18 protein-coding genes are annotated in these 14,646 nt (G+C 45.3%); 12 read left to right on the top strand and 6 right to left on the bottom strand.

Annotation, left to right across the window (positions count from 1 at the left end):
- Nucleotides 1-784 (bottom strand): substrate-binding domain-containing protein (locus tag KIH43_RS05670; RefSeq protein ID WP_297718631.1); only part of this gene is annotated, 784 nt, incomplete at its 3' end.
- Between the two features lie 75 nt (nt 785-859).
- On the opposite strand from KIH43_RS05670, the gene KIH43_RS05665 reads away from it, so the two are divergent.
- Together KIH43_RS05665 and modA are read left to right on the top strand one after the other, a co-directional pair.
- Complete coding sequence (locus tag KIH43_RS05665; RefSeq protein ID WP_297718628.1) at nt 860-1,876, top strand: substrate-binding domain-containing protein; 1,017 nt, start codon at nt 860-862, stop codon at nt 1,874-1,876.
- A gap of 31 nt (nt 1,877-1,907) precedes the next feature.
- The gene (gene modA, locus KIH43_RS05660; protein WP_297718625.1) at nt 1,908-2,660 is read left to right on the top strand and encodes a molybdate ABC transporter substrate-binding protein; all 753 of its coding nucleotides are present in this window, start codon (nt 1,908-1,910) and stop codon (nt 2,658-2,660) included.
- Here modA and KIH43_RS05655 read toward each other — a convergent pair.
- The gene (locus KIH43_RS05655) at nt 2,657-3,280 is read right to left on the bottom strand and encodes an FMN-binding negative transcriptional regulator (protein WP_297718622.1); all 624 of its coding nucleotides are present in this window, start codon (nt 3,278-3,280) and stop codon (nt 2,657-2,659) included. The two genes, modA and KIH43_RS05655, sit on opposite strands and share 4 nt — an antisense overlap.
- Before the next feature lie 195 nt (nt 3,281-3,475).
- Between KIH43_RS05655 and KIH43_RS05650 the strand changes: the two genes are divergently transcribed.
- The 5 genes from KIH43_RS05650 to KIH43_RS05630 all read left to right on the top strand — a co-directional run bounded on the left by KIH43_RS05650 (nt 3,476) and on the right by KIH43_RS05630 (nt 7,130).
- Entirely contained in the window at nt 3,476-3,721 is a 246-nt protein-coding gene (locus tag KIH43_RS05650; protein WP_297718619.1) for a FeoA family protein, read from the top strand.
- Nucleotides 3,714-5,627, top strand: a complete 1,914-nt coding sequence (locus tag KIH43_RS05645; protein ID WP_297718617.1) for a ferrous iron transporter B — start codon at nt 3,714-3,716, stop codon at nt 5,625-5,627. Before KIH43_RS05650 ends, KIH43_RS05645 begins: the two co-directional genes overlap by 8 nt.
- Before the next feature lie 88 nt (nt 5,628-5,715).
- Nucleotides 5,716-6,114 (top strand): c-type cytochrome, encoded by a 399-nt coding sequence (locus KIH43_RS05640; RefSeq protein WP_296967796.1) that lies wholly within the window; start codon nt 5,716-5,718, stop codon nt 6,112-6,114.
- Nucleotides 6,115-6,138: 24 nt separating this feature from the next.
- Complete coding sequence (locus KIH43_RS05635) at nt 6,139-6,414, top strand: SemiSWEET transporter (protein WP_296967798.1); 276 nt, start codon at nt 6,139-6,141, stop codon at nt 6,412-6,414.
- A 23-nt stretch (nt 6,415-6,437) separates the two neighbouring features.
- On the top strand, nt 6,438-7,130 hold the full coding sequence (locus KIH43_RS05630) for a fumarylacetoacetate hydrolase family protein (protein WP_297718613.1): 693 nt from the start codon (nt 6,438-6,440) through the stop codon (nt 7,128-7,130).
- Between the two features lie 37 nt (nt 7,131-7,167).
- Here the strand turns inward: KIH43_RS05630 and KIH43_RS05625 are convergent, their stop codons facing one another.
- Entirely contained in the window at nt 7,168-7,947 is a 780-nt protein-coding gene (locus tag KIH43_RS05625) for an enoyl-CoA hydratase/isomerase family protein (RefSeq protein ID WP_297718610.1), read from the bottom strand.
- A 109-nt stretch (nt 7,948-8,056) separates the two neighbouring features.
- Between KIH43_RS05625 and KIH43_RS05620 the strand changes: the two genes are divergently transcribed.
- The 5 genes from KIH43_RS05620 (at nt 8,057) to KIH43_RS05600 (ending at nt 10,883) form a co-directional block, all read left to right on the top strand.
- Nucleotides 8,057-8,215 carry a DUF5993 family protein gene (locus tag KIH43_RS05620; RefSeq protein ID WP_297718608.1) on the top strand — a complete coding sequence of 53 codons (159 nt, stop codon included), beginning with the start codon at nt 8,057-8,059 and terminating at the stop codon, nt 8,213-8,215.
- Between the two features lie 5 nt (nt 8,216-8,220).
- Complete coding sequence (locus KIH43_RS05615) at nt 8,221-8,784, top strand: disulfide bond formation protein B (protein WP_297718606.1); 564 nt, start codon at nt 8,221-8,223, stop codon at nt 8,782-8,784.
- A 75-nt stretch (nt 8,785-8,859) separates the two neighbouring features.
- Nucleotides 8,860-9,816 carry a tripartite tricarboxylate transporter substrate binding protein gene (locus KIH43_RS05610; protein ID WP_296967807.1) on the top strand — a complete coding sequence of 319 codons (957 nt, stop codon included), beginning with the start codon at nt 8,860-8,862 and terminating at the stop codon, nt 9,814-9,816.
- A gap of 136 nt (nt 9,817-9,952) precedes the next feature.
- Complete coding sequence (locus tag KIH43_RS05605; protein ID WP_297718603.1) at nt 9,953-10,399, top strand: hypothetical protein; 447 nt, start codon at nt 9,953-9,955, stop codon at nt 10,397-10,399.
- A gap of 22 nt (nt 10,400-10,421) precedes the next feature.
- Complete coding sequence (locus KIH43_RS05600) at nt 10,422-10,883, top strand: glycine zipper family protein (RefSeq protein WP_297718600.1); 462 nt, start codon at nt 10,422-10,424, stop codon at nt 10,881-10,883.
- A 22-nt stretch (nt 10,884-10,905) separates the two neighbouring features.
- Here KIH43_RS05600 and KIH43_RS05595 read toward each other — a convergent pair whose 3' ends face one another.
- From KIH43_RS05595 to KIH43_RS05585, 3 genes are all read right to left on the bottom strand, one after another.
- Nucleotides 10,906-12,297 carry an MATE family efflux transporter gene (locus tag KIH43_RS05595; RefSeq protein ID WP_297718597.1) on the bottom strand — a complete coding sequence of 464 codons (1,392 nt, stop codon included), beginning with the start codon at nt 12,295-12,297 and terminating at the stop codon, nt 10,906-10,908.
- A 2-nt stretch (nt 12,298-12,299) separates the two neighbouring features.
- Nucleotides 12,300-14,018 (bottom strand): hypothetical protein, encoded by a 1,719-nt coding sequence (locus KIH43_RS05590; RefSeq protein WP_297718594.1) that lies wholly within the window; start codon nt 14,016-14,018, stop codon nt 12,300-12,302.
- A gap of 119 nt (nt 14,019-14,137) precedes the next feature.
- Nucleotides 14,138-14,485, bottom strand: a complete 348-nt coding sequence (locus tag KIH43_RS05585) for a type B 50S ribosomal protein L31 (protein ID WP_296967816.1) — start codon at nt 14,483-14,485, stop codon at nt 14,138-14,140.
- Between the last annotated feature and the right edge of the window lie 161 nt (nt 14,486-14,646).

Genomic DNA, 14,646 nt, shown 5'->3' with positions numbered 1-14,646 from the left:
TTTGATAGCTAGCAATAACGTCTTGACCATTCTTGGAGGTGATCCAGTCGATAAACGCTTGTCCTTCAGCTTTTTTGACGGCTGGGTACTTAGCGGGATTGACTAGCATCACTCCATATTGGTTAAAGAGCTTGGGATCGCCTTGTACCAAAATGGCAAGATCACCACGGTTTTTAAAGCTTAACCAGGTGGCACGATCTGCCAAGATATATCCATTCATTGCAGATGCGGTATTAAGGGCAGGGCCCATGCCGGAACCTGTTTCCTTATACCAAGCTTGGCTTGGTGAAACAGCAATACCAGCGCCTTTCCAGTAACGTAGTTCAGCAGCATGTGTGCCACTTTTATCGCCGCGTGAGACGAAAGGGGCTTGAGCAGCAGCGATTTTTTGAAAGGCCACTTGAATATCTTTCCCACCAGCAACTTTGGCTGGATCTGATTTAGGTCCGATCAATACAAAATCGTTATACATGACCTCATTTCGTTTAGTTGAATAGCCTTCTTGAACAAATAATTCTTCAGCAGGCTTGTCATGTACAAACACCACATCAGCATCACCACGACGGCCAATGTCTAACGCTTGTCCTGTGCCGACTGCGACGACTTTCACATCGATGCCGGTTTTCATTTTGAAGATAGGCAGAATGAATCCAAATAAGCCAGATTGCTCGGTAGAGGTGGTTGACGAAACCACAATACTTTTTTCTTGAGCAAATGCTTGGGATCCGTTAATCGTGATCGCCAATAAAAAGCTGATGAATAGGTGATTAATCAGTTTTTTCATAAAAGTCCCCAAATAGTTGATTAAGTGGCTATCATCGCATACATTAATACTGAATGAATATGCAAAAAATTACATATGCAAATTGAAGTCCGTCCCTCACTGATTGTTAAAAGCCAAGGAAAAAACTCGGTAGATCTCATTTGGCTCTCTCAGCTTCTTAAAGATATTGAGAGCGGAAGTTCTTTGGTAGTTGCTAGCAAAAGATCAGGCACATCTTATCGAGGGGCCTGGGGAAAGCTTAATGAGGTTGAAGAAACGCTTGGTATGCCTCTTATTGTGCGTACCAAAGGTCATGGCTCCAAGTTAACGGAGTTTGGATCTTTTCTTTTTAAGTTTATTGATGAAATGCAAGCTGGTCATTTGAAGTATGGCCATTCCTATCAAGAGACTTTATTAAAAGAAATAAATCAGATTCAGAAAGCAGAAAGCGCGCGCTGGAAGTTTCTCTCAAGTAGTGATTCGATTATTCAAAAAGCCATTCGAGAGGTCAAAGGATTTAGTCTCAAGATTGCAGGCTCCGGAGAGTCTTTAGAAAGATTGCTAAATAAGGAGGCGCACCTAGCGGGATACCATGTATCTGATAAGCAAAGCTCTAAAGCCATTATTCAGCGCTTATCTAAAAACGATATTCAAATTTATCCGGTGATGAAGCGCACTCAGGGCCTGATTGTAGAAAAAGGAAATCCACTCCATATTCGCTCCATTGAGGATTTGCTCAATCCCAAGATCCGTTTTATTAATCGCCAAATTGGCTCTGGTACGAGATTGTTATTGGATACCTTACTCATTCAGGAGGGGATTGAACCTTTAGATATCAATGGCTATCTACAAGAAGAGTTCACCCATTCTGCAGTAGCCAACGCCATACTCGCAGGAAAAGCTGACGTAGGTGTCGGTGTTAAAAATATCGCTCTAGAAAATGGGCTTGGCTTTATACCTCTGAAGGATGAAATTTTCTTTATCGCCATGCATGACGAAATGGTTGCACAACCAGAATCGTCAAAGTTGATTCGAAAAATTCGTAGCCTTTCTAGTGATGCTCCCGGTTATAAAGCAGTGAGTCTTAACCGCCAGATCAAAGAGTGGCTTTAGGATTGTTTCAGAGCGCTAAAATCATTTCATCATGATTCGCTTTTTCTTATTCTTAGCAACGTTGGCATTGTGCTCAAGCACTGCTTATGCACAGACTACTAAGATTGCAGTAGCAGCCAATATGAAGGGCGCTTTTACTGAAATTCTGAAATCATATAAATCTCATAGTGGATCCGAGATACAAGTGGTTTATGGCTCATCTGGAAATTTCTCAGCGCAGATCCTTAACGGTGCGCCATTTAGTCTCTTTATTGCAGCTGATGAACATTTTCCATTGGAGCTATACAAAAAAGGCAAGACGATCAATGAAGGCGCCATCTATGCAATCGGTAAGCTTGCTTTGATTGTGAAGACATCTTCGGGAATCCAAATTGGAAGCACCAAAACAGAGATTGCCAAAGCGATTGCTAAGTCAAACAAGGTAGCTATTGCCAAACCTGAGCTAGCTCCCTATGGCAAGGCTGCTATTGAGTATTTAAAAAATGAAGGATTGTTCGATTTGACTAAAGATAAGCTGGTTTATGGTGACAATGTAGGTGTTGCAACTAACTATGTTGTCACTGGGGCAGCAGACCTTGGGTTTACCGCCTTGTCATTGGCTAAGTCTTCCGAAGTGGCTAAAGACACGAATTACATTCTGATTGGTGATGGCTTGTATGAGCCGATAAAGCAGCGCATGGTTCTCATCAAGGGTGCTTCACCGCAGGCCCAAGAGCTTTATCAATATATGCAGGGTACTCAGGCTAAATCTATCTTGCAAAAGTATGGATACATGACGCCTTAATTGGGCTTCATATACCTGCGCATTTCTTGCAAAATATCTATTGGCGATTGTTCCAAAGTCTTAAGAACAGCAGCATAGTCTTCCGGTGGGCGGTTCTGGCTAAGCTTAAATTTGCCAGTCAGACTGTTGACATCAATCTCTATTCCAATAATGGCTCTAAGCATCATCTGAACATAGTCTTCTGGAGCATCATCAAGTTGCCAATTAGATTGATAGGTAGGTTCGTGAATGTTGGTCATTTGCGCAACATGATTTCTAAGCCATTGTGCGTCCTCAATGAGTTTTAGCGTGCCCTGAGCGTGGACTACTGCGTAATTCCATGTGGGAACTACTTTGCCAGCCTCCTTTTTGGAAGGGTACCAAGCTGGCGTAACGTAAGCATTAGGACCATGAAATATGGCTGTGACCTGCGGATGAGAACTGCCTGCAATTTTGACAAGTGGATTCACGCGCGCAATATGGCCGTGCAATTTAGTTTTGTCTGGACTTAGCATCAAAGGGAGGTGATTGACCTCCAATTGGTTTTCTAAATTTCCCACGACTGTTGCCAGTGGATACTCTGTAATGAGTTGCGCCAGGATGACCGGATCATCAACCGCAAAGTGTTTGGGTATGTACATGATGTTGTTCTTGAATGGGAGTCTAATCAGTATGCATTATGTCGATGCATTTTGTTTTGGATGAAGCCCCCAGGGCCCAAAAAGCTGCATTATTTGATGATTATTCAGCATTCCCTTATAAATGATATTCATTCTCATTTAAAGATATAATGACCCATTAATAATCTATTAATGCATCAACCCATTTTGTATTGAATGAATTTAGAACAAGTAGATCTCGGTAGTCTTTATCGAGTCAGTGAAGTGACTGCTCCAAAAGACGCTCCTCAGATGAAGGGGCAATTGGAAGATATTGGCTTTTTACCGGGTGAACAAGTTGTATTGCTGCGCAAGGGTCTTTTAAAAAGGGGGCCTTATTTAGTTCGAGTAGGCGCTTCTACTTTTGCATTGCGTCACTCTGAGGCTCGTATGATTGAGGTTGAGTTAATTACGCATGCCTGAGTCAAAAGTTCATTTTTTCCCTAGCGAACCTTTGGTAGCTTTATTGGGAAATCCTAATTGTGGAAAGACAGCACTCTTTAATTTGCTGACCGGCAGTCGCCAAAAGGTTGCCAACTATTCTGGTGTTACTGTTGAGCGTAAAGAGGGAAAACTTTTATTAGAGTCTGGAAAAAATGTCCGCATCTTGGATTTACCAGGCGCGTACAGTCTTTACCCAAGGTCGCTTGATGAGCGTGTGACCTGCAATGTTCTGCTGGGACGCGCAGAAGGGGAGAAGCGTCCTGATCTTGTGCTCTGCATACTTAGTGCGATGAACTTGCGACGCAATTTACGCCTTGTACTTGCGGCAAAACGCCTTGGATTGCCCTGTGTAGTGGTGCTCAATATGCTTGACATTGCTAAGCGTCAGGGCCTTCATATTGATACAGTGGCGCTCTCAAAAGAATTGGGTCTACCAGTCATTACGAGTATTGGTATTGAGTCAAGTGGTGCGGATGGTATCAAGCAGTATTTATCTGCTCTAGATTGGCGGCATCTGCAACAGCTTCCTGTTAGCGCTGATGATGCTCAGTTAGAAAATGTCGCTTCGCATATTGCCCATGCGGAATCGGACAATATACAAGTACAACGGATTTTGCAGAATCTCGGATTAGATCAAATCATTCCGGATCACTTTAGCGATCGCTTAGATTCTGTTTTGCTCCATCCTGTATTTGGACCAATGATATTGGTGGTATTGCTGTTTTGTATTTTTCAGGCGGTATTTAGTTGGGCTGCAGTGCCAATGGAATTGATCAAAGATGCTGTTGAGTACCTTGGTACCCAGATCGCCAATGTCTTACCTAATACTTGGGTACGTAGCCTCCTCATCGATGGCATCTTGGCCGGCTTAGGTGGCGTGATTATTTTCTTGCCGCAAATTTTGATCTTGTTCTTTTTTATTCTGTTGCTTGAAGAATCTGGTTATTTACCCAGAGCAGCTTATTTGTTGGATAGGGTGATGGGGTCAGTTGGACTATCGGGTCGCTCATTCATTCCTCTATTGTCGAGTTTTGCTTGTGCTATTCCCGGCATTATGGCTACAAGAAGCATTTCGAATGCGCGCGATCGTTTGGTCACCATTTTGATTGCCCCAATGATGACGTGCTCTGCGCGTTTGCCCGTATACGCGCTATTGATTTCTGCCTTTATTCCAGAGCAAAAGATCTGGGCGGGTATAGATTTGCAGGGCTTAGTATTGTTTTTGCTGTATTTGGCAGGAATTTTGGGTGCCATGGGCGTCGCTTGGGTCTTAAAGCGTTTCGCAAGCGAGCAGTTCAGAACAAATGCGCTCATGATGGAGTTGCCAAGTTATCACATGCCTCGTGTAAGTAATTTAGCTATCAGTCTTTGGCAACGTGCTGAAATATTCTTGCGTCGTGTTGGTGGCATCATTCTGATTATGACCGTGGGTTTATGGGCTCTATCGAGCTTTCCTCTTCCGCCGGAGGGAGCAACGGGATCAGCTATTCAATATAGCTTTGCGGGAGCGCTAGGGCAGGCGTTGGCCCATATTTTTTCTCCCATTGGATTTAATTGGCAAATTAGTATTGCTCTTGTTCCCGGTATGGCAGCGCGCGAGGTTGTTGTGAGTTCCCTTGCAACGGTTTATGCGTTATCGAGTTCGAGCGCAGACGCTGCTGAGGCATTAGTACCGCTCATCTCGGGCGGTTGGTCATTGGCAACGGCACTTTCTCTTTTGGCATGGTTTGTTTTTGCTCCTCAGTGCCTCTCTACCATTGCTGCCGTGAAGCGGGAGACCGGTGGCTGGAAGATTCCGGTCATCATGCTCAGCTATCTTTTTGCATTAGCTTATATCGCCTCCTTTATTACTTACAGAATTGCGATTTTCTTTGGTCTTGGTTAGGCGTTTACCCAAAACATATCTATAAAAGAGCACATTTCTTCAAATTAGGCTAAATTCTTATCTATTGCTTGATAGAAAGAACGCCAAAATGAATCGAATTATTGTGATATCAACCCTCATCGGTATTGTTGGGGTATTTTCTTCAGGGTTGTCATTAGCCCAGTCTGGAGAGAAAACATATAAGCAAGTATGTGCCGCTTGTCATGGCACCGGCGTTTTGAATGCACCTAAATTTGGTGATAAAGCGAAGTGGGCTCCATTGATAGCCGAGGGTCAAGTGACCTTAACGGCGCACGCTTATTTTGGCGTGAGAGGGATGCCAGCTAAAGGCGGTAACCCCAATCTCAGCATTGAAGCGTTTTCAGATGCGCTGGTGTACATGGTTAACAACTCTGGCGGTAATTGGAAATCGCCAGATGCCCAAACCATCGCAGCCATTAATAAAGAAGTTGAGGCTCGCAAGTCTGGCGCTAATAAGAAACAATAGATTACTGCTCAATACAATAACCGTATGACTCTCTCACCATATCAAATGGAGATGATCGGTTATTGCGCCGCTTTTTTAACAACGATCGCTTTTTTGCCCCAGGCTATCCAATCTTGGCGTACCCGAGATCTATCGGGTATTTCCTTGGGCATGTACTCCTTATTTACGGCGGGAGTGGGTTTGTGGCTGGTCTATGGCTTGATTATTGAAAAGTGGCCCTTGATTCTAGCTAATGCTCTCACTTTTGCTTTGGCGTTGAGTATTTTGTTATTAAAAGTGCGTCATACTGCTAAAAAATAAAAATCACCTCAGAAAGGGAAGTTATGAGTTCAGCTTTTGTGATTGATCCGCCAATTCAGGTTTCTTTGCCAGTGACAGGGGATAGTCGTCGGTTTGCTGTGAATCGGATTTATTGTGTTGGTCGCAACTATGCTGACCATGCCCGAGAAATGGGTCACGATCCTGACCGTGAGCCACCATTCTTTTTTATGAAGCCTGCCAATTCTATTGTGACCGATGGCAAAGACATGGCGTACCCCAATCTTTCGAATGATGTGCATCACGAAATTGAAATGGTAGTAGCGATTGGTAAGGGTGGATCCAATATTCCTGCAGACAAAGCTTTAGAGCACGTTTATGGATACGGGGTTGGACTGGACATGACACGACGCGATCTTCAAGGTGAAGCCAAAAAGATGGGACGTCCTTGGGATACTGGTAAAGCATTTGATCAATCAGCACCTTGTGGTGAGATCACCCCAGTTGCTCAGTGCGGTCATCCAAATCAAGGCGCAGTTAAGCTCTTGGTAAATGGTGAAGTTCGGCAGTCAGGTGATCTTAATCAGCTGATTTGGAATGTGCCCGATACGATCGCCTACTTATCTACCTTATTTACGCTTGAGCCAGGTGATTTGATTTTTTCAGGTACCCCAGCAGGCGTGGGCCCCGTGAAAAAAGGTGACGTACTGGAAGGCAGTGTTGCTGGATTGAAAAATCTCAAAACAAAAATTGTTTAAGAGTAGGTTTTTTCAATACTGGCGATCACGCAGGTTTTTACTTACCAGCCCACTTCGGTGGTCTGCCTTCTAAAAAGGCGTTGACGCCTTCTCGAAAATCCTGGCTGTTATAAGTCTCTCGCATGAGGTCTGTGCAGTCAGGTAAATTGCTTTGCAGTAAACGCGCGATAGCAAGCTTGCTTGCTTTTTGTGTAATGGGCGCAAGGCTGGCAAGCTTATTGGCTAAGGCTTCTGCAGCGGCATTGATCTCTTGTGCTGGCGCGATCTCATAGAGATAACCCGAAGTAAGTAATTCAGGTGCTTTGATGAGCTCGCTGGTGAGTAACATTTTTTTCACCATCGGCGTGCCAAGATGAGCGCTGAGCCACGCAAGATTGCTAGGTGATAAGCAATTGCCTAATGTGCGGGCTACCGGTATCCCAAAGCGCGCATCAGGGGTTGAGATACGAAGATCACAGGCGGTTGCAATCAACAATCCACTGCCAACAGCAAGCCCTTCAATTAATGCGATGGTGGGAAAGGGTAGTTGTTGCAGCGAGCTGAAAATGGCATCGACAGCAACTTCATAAGCCTCATCTTTTTGGAGATGAACAAATTGCTCAATATCACTACCCGAGACAAACGCTTTATCACCAGCACCTCTAAAAATGGCCACTCTTACGGATGCATTTTTTGCCAATGAATCACAAATCACCTTCAGTTCTTCATACATAGGCCATGTCATGGCATTGCGTGCTGCAGGATTATTGAAAGTAATCCTGGCAATCGATCCATCAATACTGACAACTAGGCAGGGTGGTGTATTTGGCTCGCTCATAGAAGCATTCTAAACAAAAGCAATGTAATCCCTACGTCAAGTTCAAGCAAAAGACCTTGTAATTCTGCTGAAATTTAGATCACCACAATCCTGAGCTAGAATCTTTGCTATGTACATGTTTCTTCCATTTCTAACGGCGTTGATCGGACTCATATTGGTCTGGTTTGAGAAGCGCCTTGCTGGGTTAGTCATGCTGGGAATTACCGTCTTTATTTTGATGGCCTGGTTCCGTTTCCATGCTAACAGTCACTTGAATATCAGTCTGTAAGTCACGTGAGTAAGCAAACTTTTCCTTCGCTAGCAGCCTTAGGCAATCAACTGGCATTGTTGGCAGTCAATGGCACCTTAGCCTATGCCTTTTTTGATCAGCTCTTTTTTGGCGAACTACCATGCCCACTGTGTTTAATGCAAAGGGTGGGTTTTGTTCTGATTGGGTTTGCCTTAGTCCTTAATATCCGCTGTGGTGCGCATGCTGCACATTATGGATGGGGCATTATCGGCGGTCTTGTAGGTATGACAGTGTCCTTGCGCCAAGTATTGCTCCATATACTGCCGGGCGATCAAGGATTTGGTTCTACCTTTTTAGAGTTGCATTTTTATACCTGGGCCTTTGTTGGCTATATTGGCCTACTTGCAGGCTTTGCAATTTTATTAATGTTGCCTAACCGTGATGTGCGATCACGCTCTTGGTTTGCGAACGCATTAGTCATCCTTTTTATTTTGCTCGTGTTGGGTAATCTCGTGTCTACTTTGCTCGAGTGCGGCATTGGCCCATGCGCTGATGATCCTGTTCGTTATGATGGCTGGTTGTGGCTAAGATCCCGACTGGGTTTCTAGGCATATAGCCCATGAATGGGCTAATAAAAAATGATATTTTTAAAAGCAACAATAAGACTTCTGCTGATCTTCTCTATGAGTGCGCTCATGAGTATGGCTTATGCGCAAACCTCATCCAAGCAGAGTAACTCGTGGCCCAAGCAACCCATTCGCATTATTGTGACCTTTACCCCTGGAGGGGCTCCTGATATTTTGGCGCGTATCTTGGCTGAGAGTTGGCAGCAATCACTCGGAGTTCCCGTCTTGGTTGAGAATCGTCCAGGTTTTGGGGGCAATATTGGTGCTGATCATGTGGCGCGAAGTGACCCTGACGGCTATACGCTCTTAATTGGCACTGTAGGAATTCATGCGATCAATGCGGCTCTCTATGAAAAGATGACGTTTGATCCTGTGAAAGATTTCACGCCCATTAGTTTTTTGGCAAGCACCCCAAATGTATTAATTGTGAATAAACAATTGGGAGTAAATAATCTGCATGAGTTAATCGAGTTAGCAAAAGCAAAGCCGAATCAATTAACTTTTGGATCTTCCGGTGTCGGCACTTCATTGCATATGTCTGGAGAATTATTTAAGGAAATGACGGGGGTGCAAATTCGTCATATTCCCTACAAGGGTCGCGCTCAATCATTGCCAGACTTGGTGAGTGGGCGTATCTCGATGTTATTTGATAATTTATCTTCATCATTGCCCTTGATTAAGGCGGGTGAGGTACAAGCTTTGGGCGTGACAACTCTCAAGCGCTCGCCAGCGGCCCCTGAAATTCCGACATTGGCTGAGCAAGGTTTGCCGGGATTTGAGGCAGTCTCTTGGTTCTCGTTAATGGCGCCAGCGAACCTGCCGCCAGATATTCAAAATCGTCTCAATCAATTAACCAGAAGCGCATTAAATCAACCCGAGATCAAAAATCGCCTTTTGGCAAACGGCTTAGATCCTGCTCCTGGTAGCCCTAAAGATCTAGCGAAATTGATTACGCAAGAATCCCTGAAGTGGAGTAGGGTTGTGCAGCAGTCGGGTGCAAAATTAACCCAATAAACAGGTCTCAGAAATAAATTATTTTTCTGTCAGCCTAGTGGTTTTTGAGGCGTTATTGGTGGTAAGGTGATTCAATATCTACATAAAATAACTGACTATATTCAAGACAAATCGGCCTAAACACAGGGGGTCAATTATGAAACTCATCAACAAATTCAGTGCCTTAGGAATTATTCTTGCTGCTTTGCTTGCATTCACTCCGATGGTATCGAGCGCCGGCAACGTAGGGTGGAATGTCACCGTTGGCGGTGGTTATGGTGGTTGGCGCCCAGCGGCATATGGACCTTATGGCGGTGGCGGCTGGGGTTACGGCTGGCGTGGTAATTGGGGTTATGGTGGTTACTATGGACCTTACGCTGGTTACTATGCGCCCCCAGCAGTTTATGCTCCTCCCCCTGTGGTCACTTATGCGCCGCCTGCGCAACCGATGGTGTTGGCTGCACAACCACAACCAGCAGTTTGGTATTTCTGTGAAGCGAGTGGAAAATATTATCCGTATGCACAGGAGTGCCCATCAGGGTGGCAGACTCAACCCGCGACTCCGCCCACTAGCAATACCCCACAAAGTCGTCCACAATATTGATAACCACTTTTCTAGGTAATTTATGAATCGCTTGACTCGTATCACATTGATGACTGCTGCCGTCATCACTTCATTAAGTGCTTGTGTATCTGCGCCAACTGGGCCAACAGTTGCAGTGATGCCGCGCGAAGGAAAACCATTTGAAGTATTTCAGCTAGAAGATATGCAATGCCGTCAATTTGCAGCCAATGCTGTGAAAGATACTAGCGATGCTGCATTAAAAGAAGGTGCAACTAGTGCCGTCATTGGTGCTGCGTTGGGCGCTGCTGCTGGCGCTGTCATTCAAGGAGGTAATCACGCAAATGTCGGCACAGGTGCTGGCGTAGGCATGCTCGGAGGTGCCGCCATGGGAGCCATGAATTCTGCTGGTAAACAAAACCAAGCGCAGATGCAGTACAACATTGCTTATCAACAGTGCATGTACTCAAAAGGCAATCAGGTGCCAAGTTATGCTGCTCCTGCGCCAGGACAGGGATATCGTTAAGCTTTCTAGGCCCGTGTAAACACTACACCTGAACCGGCGGATGCGTTCTTTCATAACGTTCCGCCGTTTTTCTAAATAGATAGAGTAGTAAACAAGCTGCCAATCCCAGGCTAACACTGTTGGCAGCCCAAAACCCATTGGCTCCTTGCAAGAAGGCAGGGGTATTGCCAAAAATATTAAATCCTAAAAGATAGCCTCCACCAAGGCCTACCCCCCAAAGAGAGCCCGCATAAATTACCATGGGCCAAAAGGCGATGCGATAGGCGCGCAAAATAAACGCAGCCGTCACTTGAAGCGCATCAAAGACTTGATAAAAAGCAATGAACAACATTAAAGGAATAGAAAATAGTTTAACTTCCTGCGGCGGGTCGTACAAATCAAGTAATTGATAACGAGATATCCAAACGGCAACGCCAATAGTGATGCACATACCAGTGGTAAAGAGCACAGAAGACCAACCAATTTCTTCTGCGCGCTCCTGCTGATTGGCTCCAATCGATTGGGATACCAATGTCATCGTTGCAATCGACAGTGATAGTGGCACCATATAAATCACCGTACCCATATTGGCAACAATTTGGTGTCCAGCTAAGGCGGTAGTGCCTAAGCGTGCAATAAACAAGGACATGAAGGTAAAGGAGGTGACTTCGATAAGGTAGCTAAAGCCAATCGGTGTGCCTAATTTGAGTAAAGTCCAAATGCGATGCCAATTAGGCCAACTAAAGCGTGCAAATATTTTAAATGGACGGTAAAAGCGATCGTATACAACAAAGCCAAGCGTGATGATGAGCCACGTCCAATTAATCATGACGGTCGCTACAGCACACCCAGGGCCACCCATAGCGTCAATGCCAAAGCCGCCGTATATAAATAGCAGGTTTAAGGGCAATTTGAGTGCCAAACCAATTAATTGAACAACGGTAATTACTGCGGGGCGCGATACGGCATTATGCAGTGCCATCAATACTCGCATCAACATACTCGCTGGCAAGCCAAGCGCCAAAATATGTAAGTAGAGTTTGGCTTTGTCTTCAATTTCTGGACTCGTTTTGGAGATCGCCAGAATGACATCTGCATTGAGCAAAATGAAGCAGCCCAGAATCGTTAAGCCCAAGGCAAGCCAGGCAGCTTGACGAACCTCCTCACCAATTTCATGAAGTCGTTTTGCACCAAAGAGTTGCCCAGCAATCGGAGCTAATGCTGAAACCACACCAGTTAGGCCGACATAGATACTGATAAAAATGGCAGAAGCCATCGCTAGAGCAGCCAAGTCATCTGCGGAGTAACGCGCTGTCATGGCGGTATCTAAAACACCAAACGCAATCACGGCTAACTGACCAATCAGTAAGGGTCCAGCGAGATTGAGTAGCGCAGGGATATCCTCACGCAGGCGTGATAACTTTAAGTGCAGCACAATTATTCCGGAACGACTTCGTAAAGACGTAGGCGCTCGTCACGGTCGGACGCGCGACGATCTTCCCAGAGCAGGGTGAGTTTCTTGTTATTTAAACGTGCGTAGGCTGTCGCCTCTGATTGGCTATGTATCAACAAGAGAGGGCAGCTAGGGTCATCTCTTAATGTCAGCTTAGTAAAGTAATCAAATGATGCGAGCTGAGCATAACCGAGGTTACTGGTATCAATGCATTCTGTGCTGTCTGGCATTGCTTGCACTAAACGAGCAGAAACATAGCGATATGTTTTGGCATAGTTAATAGTTGGCAACCATAAAGTCATTAATAGCACCCACATCAAGGTTGTACCCGATGCTGAGATGATTAAACAACGCCAAATTTCTTTTGGCGCACGAGAAGTTCGCCAGCGCACGATCGCAATCCATACGCCAGTAATCACTAGCGCTACAACGAAGGCCAAAATATTAAATTGACCCTCAAATCCTGGTAGATAACGCGCGACATTGTCTGCAATGGGCTCTGGAAAGCCAGTTATTTTGGCAAGCCAAATAATCCAAATTGCTAAGGCAATGATGGTGAAGCTAAACATTGCAAACCAGTCAATAAAGCTAATAAAGCTTCTCTTTAAGATGGGCAAGCTAAACGCAGCAATGATCGAAAGGCTAGGAATCAAAATAATGAGGTCATGTTCATTGGCCTGGCTTCTAAAAAGCACGTAGATAAAACAGCCAATAAATAAGCTAAACGGAATGCAGAGGTGAGGGGCGCGCCAGGCGCCCGCTTCTTTGATGCGCCCCCAGTGCGCAAGCGAGATGATGGCCAAAGGCCAAACAGGCCATGCATAAGCCCAGAAGTTCACACTTAAAAATTCGAGAGACTCCAAAGACGGAAAGTCACGCATTGCTGGAGTATTGCGCCAGCCCTCTTGGGCAACATGACGCCATTCAGGTGTGAGGTCGGCGAGATACCACAGTGCTGGCCAAATCAGGATGCCTACAATGCCAAAAAATGTGCTGGTGATTGTCCAGCGGTAGCGTAAACGTGCATTGCTGGCAATCACTGCAATGATGGTGGAGACAATGACAATGACGCTTAATGCGACATTACTTGAAAGTGCGACGATCGTCACGCCTAGCCCAGTCCATAAGCCACCTTGCCAAGGTTTATCTAAGCCGCGAACCGTGCCATAAAGCACAATACTGATGCCCATCAGTTGCGCCATCATCGGCGTTGTTTCATGGGCACGTTGTGCGAGACCAATGCACGCTAAAAAGATGAGTAGAGCGCCATCGGCCAAAGTCATGCCATAGCTTTTGAGATCAGGCTGTCCGCCTACAGCCAGAGCCATTGGTTGCACTTCACGTCGGCGACCTAAAAGATAGGTTGCATACCAAATCGCTAGTGCTGCGCTAAAGAAACACACTGCAGAGTACAAACGCGCTGCATTAGCTGCGCCAATCCAAGGAGCAAACAATTCAATGAGTGTTGCGCCCATCCAATAGGGCAATGGTGCTCCTAGAGAAATATCACGACCCGCTAGATGGGGGACGATCCAATCGAGGGTGTCACCACGAAATAAAGTCCACATGCCACCAAAGCCGATTGCATCTTCATTCTTCCATGGATCGCGAAAGAAAAGACCGGCAAAACCATACACCAGAGTCAACGCAAAAATAATGATGCGCGGAATCGATTTAGTGGCGGCAGCAGTGAGTTTGACCATGAACCTTATTCAGACTAAACATATTCAGTACAACAAAACATCAATAAAAAAGGCAGCAAACGCTGCCTTGATTATCTCGCAGAGAAGGGCATACCCATACCCTGCGATGAAGAGGTGTATTAAGCCTTCTTCTTTGTCGCTTTTTCAGCAGCTTTGGCTTCTGCAGCAGCTGCTTTTTTCTCAGCAGTTTTTGCAGCGCCGTCACCGGAAGCTTTAGCAACTGCTTTGCTACCGAATTTCTGACGGAATTTCTCAACACGACCAGCGGTATCCATGATTTTTTGGGTACCAGTGTAGAAAGGATGTGATTCAGAAGAAGTCTCGATCTTGGCTAATGGATATTCATTGCCGTCTTCCCACTTGATGGTCTCTTTAGTAGCCATTGTGGAGCGAGTCTTGAAGCTGAAGTTGTTAGAAACGTCCAAAAAGACGATTTCACGATATTCAGGGTGAATGCCAGGTTTCATTTTGAGTCCTATGAGCGGGTAGCCGTTTGAGTTAGTAAACCCAAATACTTTCCCAGGTTTTAAAAGCAGTAAAACCGAAATTATGCCATGAAATCAATAACAAAGCGCTGTTTTGAGGGGTAAAAAAGCCCAAAAAAGGCCTCAAACCCCCTAAATTAGCC

The sequence above is a fragment of the Polynucleobacter sp. genome (assembly GCF_018500155.2).
Taxonomy (GTDB): Bacteria; Pseudomonadota; Gammaproteobacteria; order Burkholderiales; family Burkholderiaceae; genus Polynucleobacter.
This window is presented reverse-complemented; position numbering and strand designations above follow the sequence as displayed.

Bases quoted from the DNA above. Each gene is read 5' to 3' on its own strand.
- KIH43_RS05665 (WP_297718628.1), top strand. From the start codon at position 860: ATGCAAATTGAAGTCCGTCCCTCACTGATTGTTAAAAGCCAAGGAAAA.
- modA (WP_297718625.1), top strand. From the start codon at position 1,908: ATGATTCGCTTTTTCTTATTCTTAGCAACGTTGGCATTGTGCTCAAGC.
- KIH43_RS05655 (WP_297718622.1), bottom strand. From the start codon at position 3,280: ATGTACATACCCAAACACTTTGCGGTTGATGATCCGGTCATCCTGGCG.
- KIH43_RS05650 (WP_297718619.1), top strand. From the start codon at position 3,476: ATGAATTTAGAACAAGTAGATCTCGGTAGTCTTTATCGAGTCAGTGAA.
- KIH43_RS05645 (WP_297718617.1), top strand. From the start codon at position 3,714: ATGCCTGAGTCAAAAGTTCATTTTTTCCCTAGCGAACCTTTGGTAGCT.
- KIH43_RS05640 (WP_296967796.1), top strand. From the start codon at position 5,716: ATGAATCGAATTATTGTGATATCAACCCTCATCGGTATTGTTGGGGTA.
- KIH43_RS05635 (WP_296967798.1), top strand. From the start codon at position 6,139: ATGACTCTCTCACCATATCAAATGGAGATGATCGGTTATTGCGCCGCT.
- KIH43_RS05630 (WP_297718613.1), top strand. From the start codon at position 6,438: ATGAGTTCAGCTTTTGTGATTGATCCGCCAATTCAGGTTTCTTTGCCA.
- KIH43_RS05625 (WP_297718610.1), bottom strand. From the start codon at position 7,947: ATGAGCGAGCCAAATACACCACCCTGCCTAGTTGTCAGTATTGATGGA.
- KIH43_RS05620 (WP_297718608.1), top strand. From the start codon at position 8,057: ATGTACATGTTTCTTCCATTTCTAACGGCGTTGATCGGACTCATATTG.
- KIH43_RS05610 (WP_296967807.1), top strand. From the start codon at position 8,860: ATGAGTGCGCTCATGAGTATGGCTTATGCGCAAACCTCATCCAAGCAG.
- KIH43_RS05605 (WP_297718603.1), top strand. From the start codon at position 9,953: ATGAAACTCATCAACAAATTCAGTGCCTTAGGAATTATTCTTGCTGCT.
- KIH43_RS05600 (WP_297718600.1), top strand. From the start codon at position 10,422: ATGAATCGCTTGACTCGTATCACATTGATGACTGCTGCCGTCATCACT.
- KIH43_RS05590 (WP_297718594.1), bottom strand. From the start codon at position 14,018: ATGGTCAAACTCACTGCTGCCGCCACTAAATCGATTCCGCGCATCATT.
- KIH43_RS05585 (WP_296967816.1), bottom strand. From the start codon at position 14,485: ATGAAACCTGGCATTCACCCTGAATATCGTGAAATCGTCTTTTTGGAC.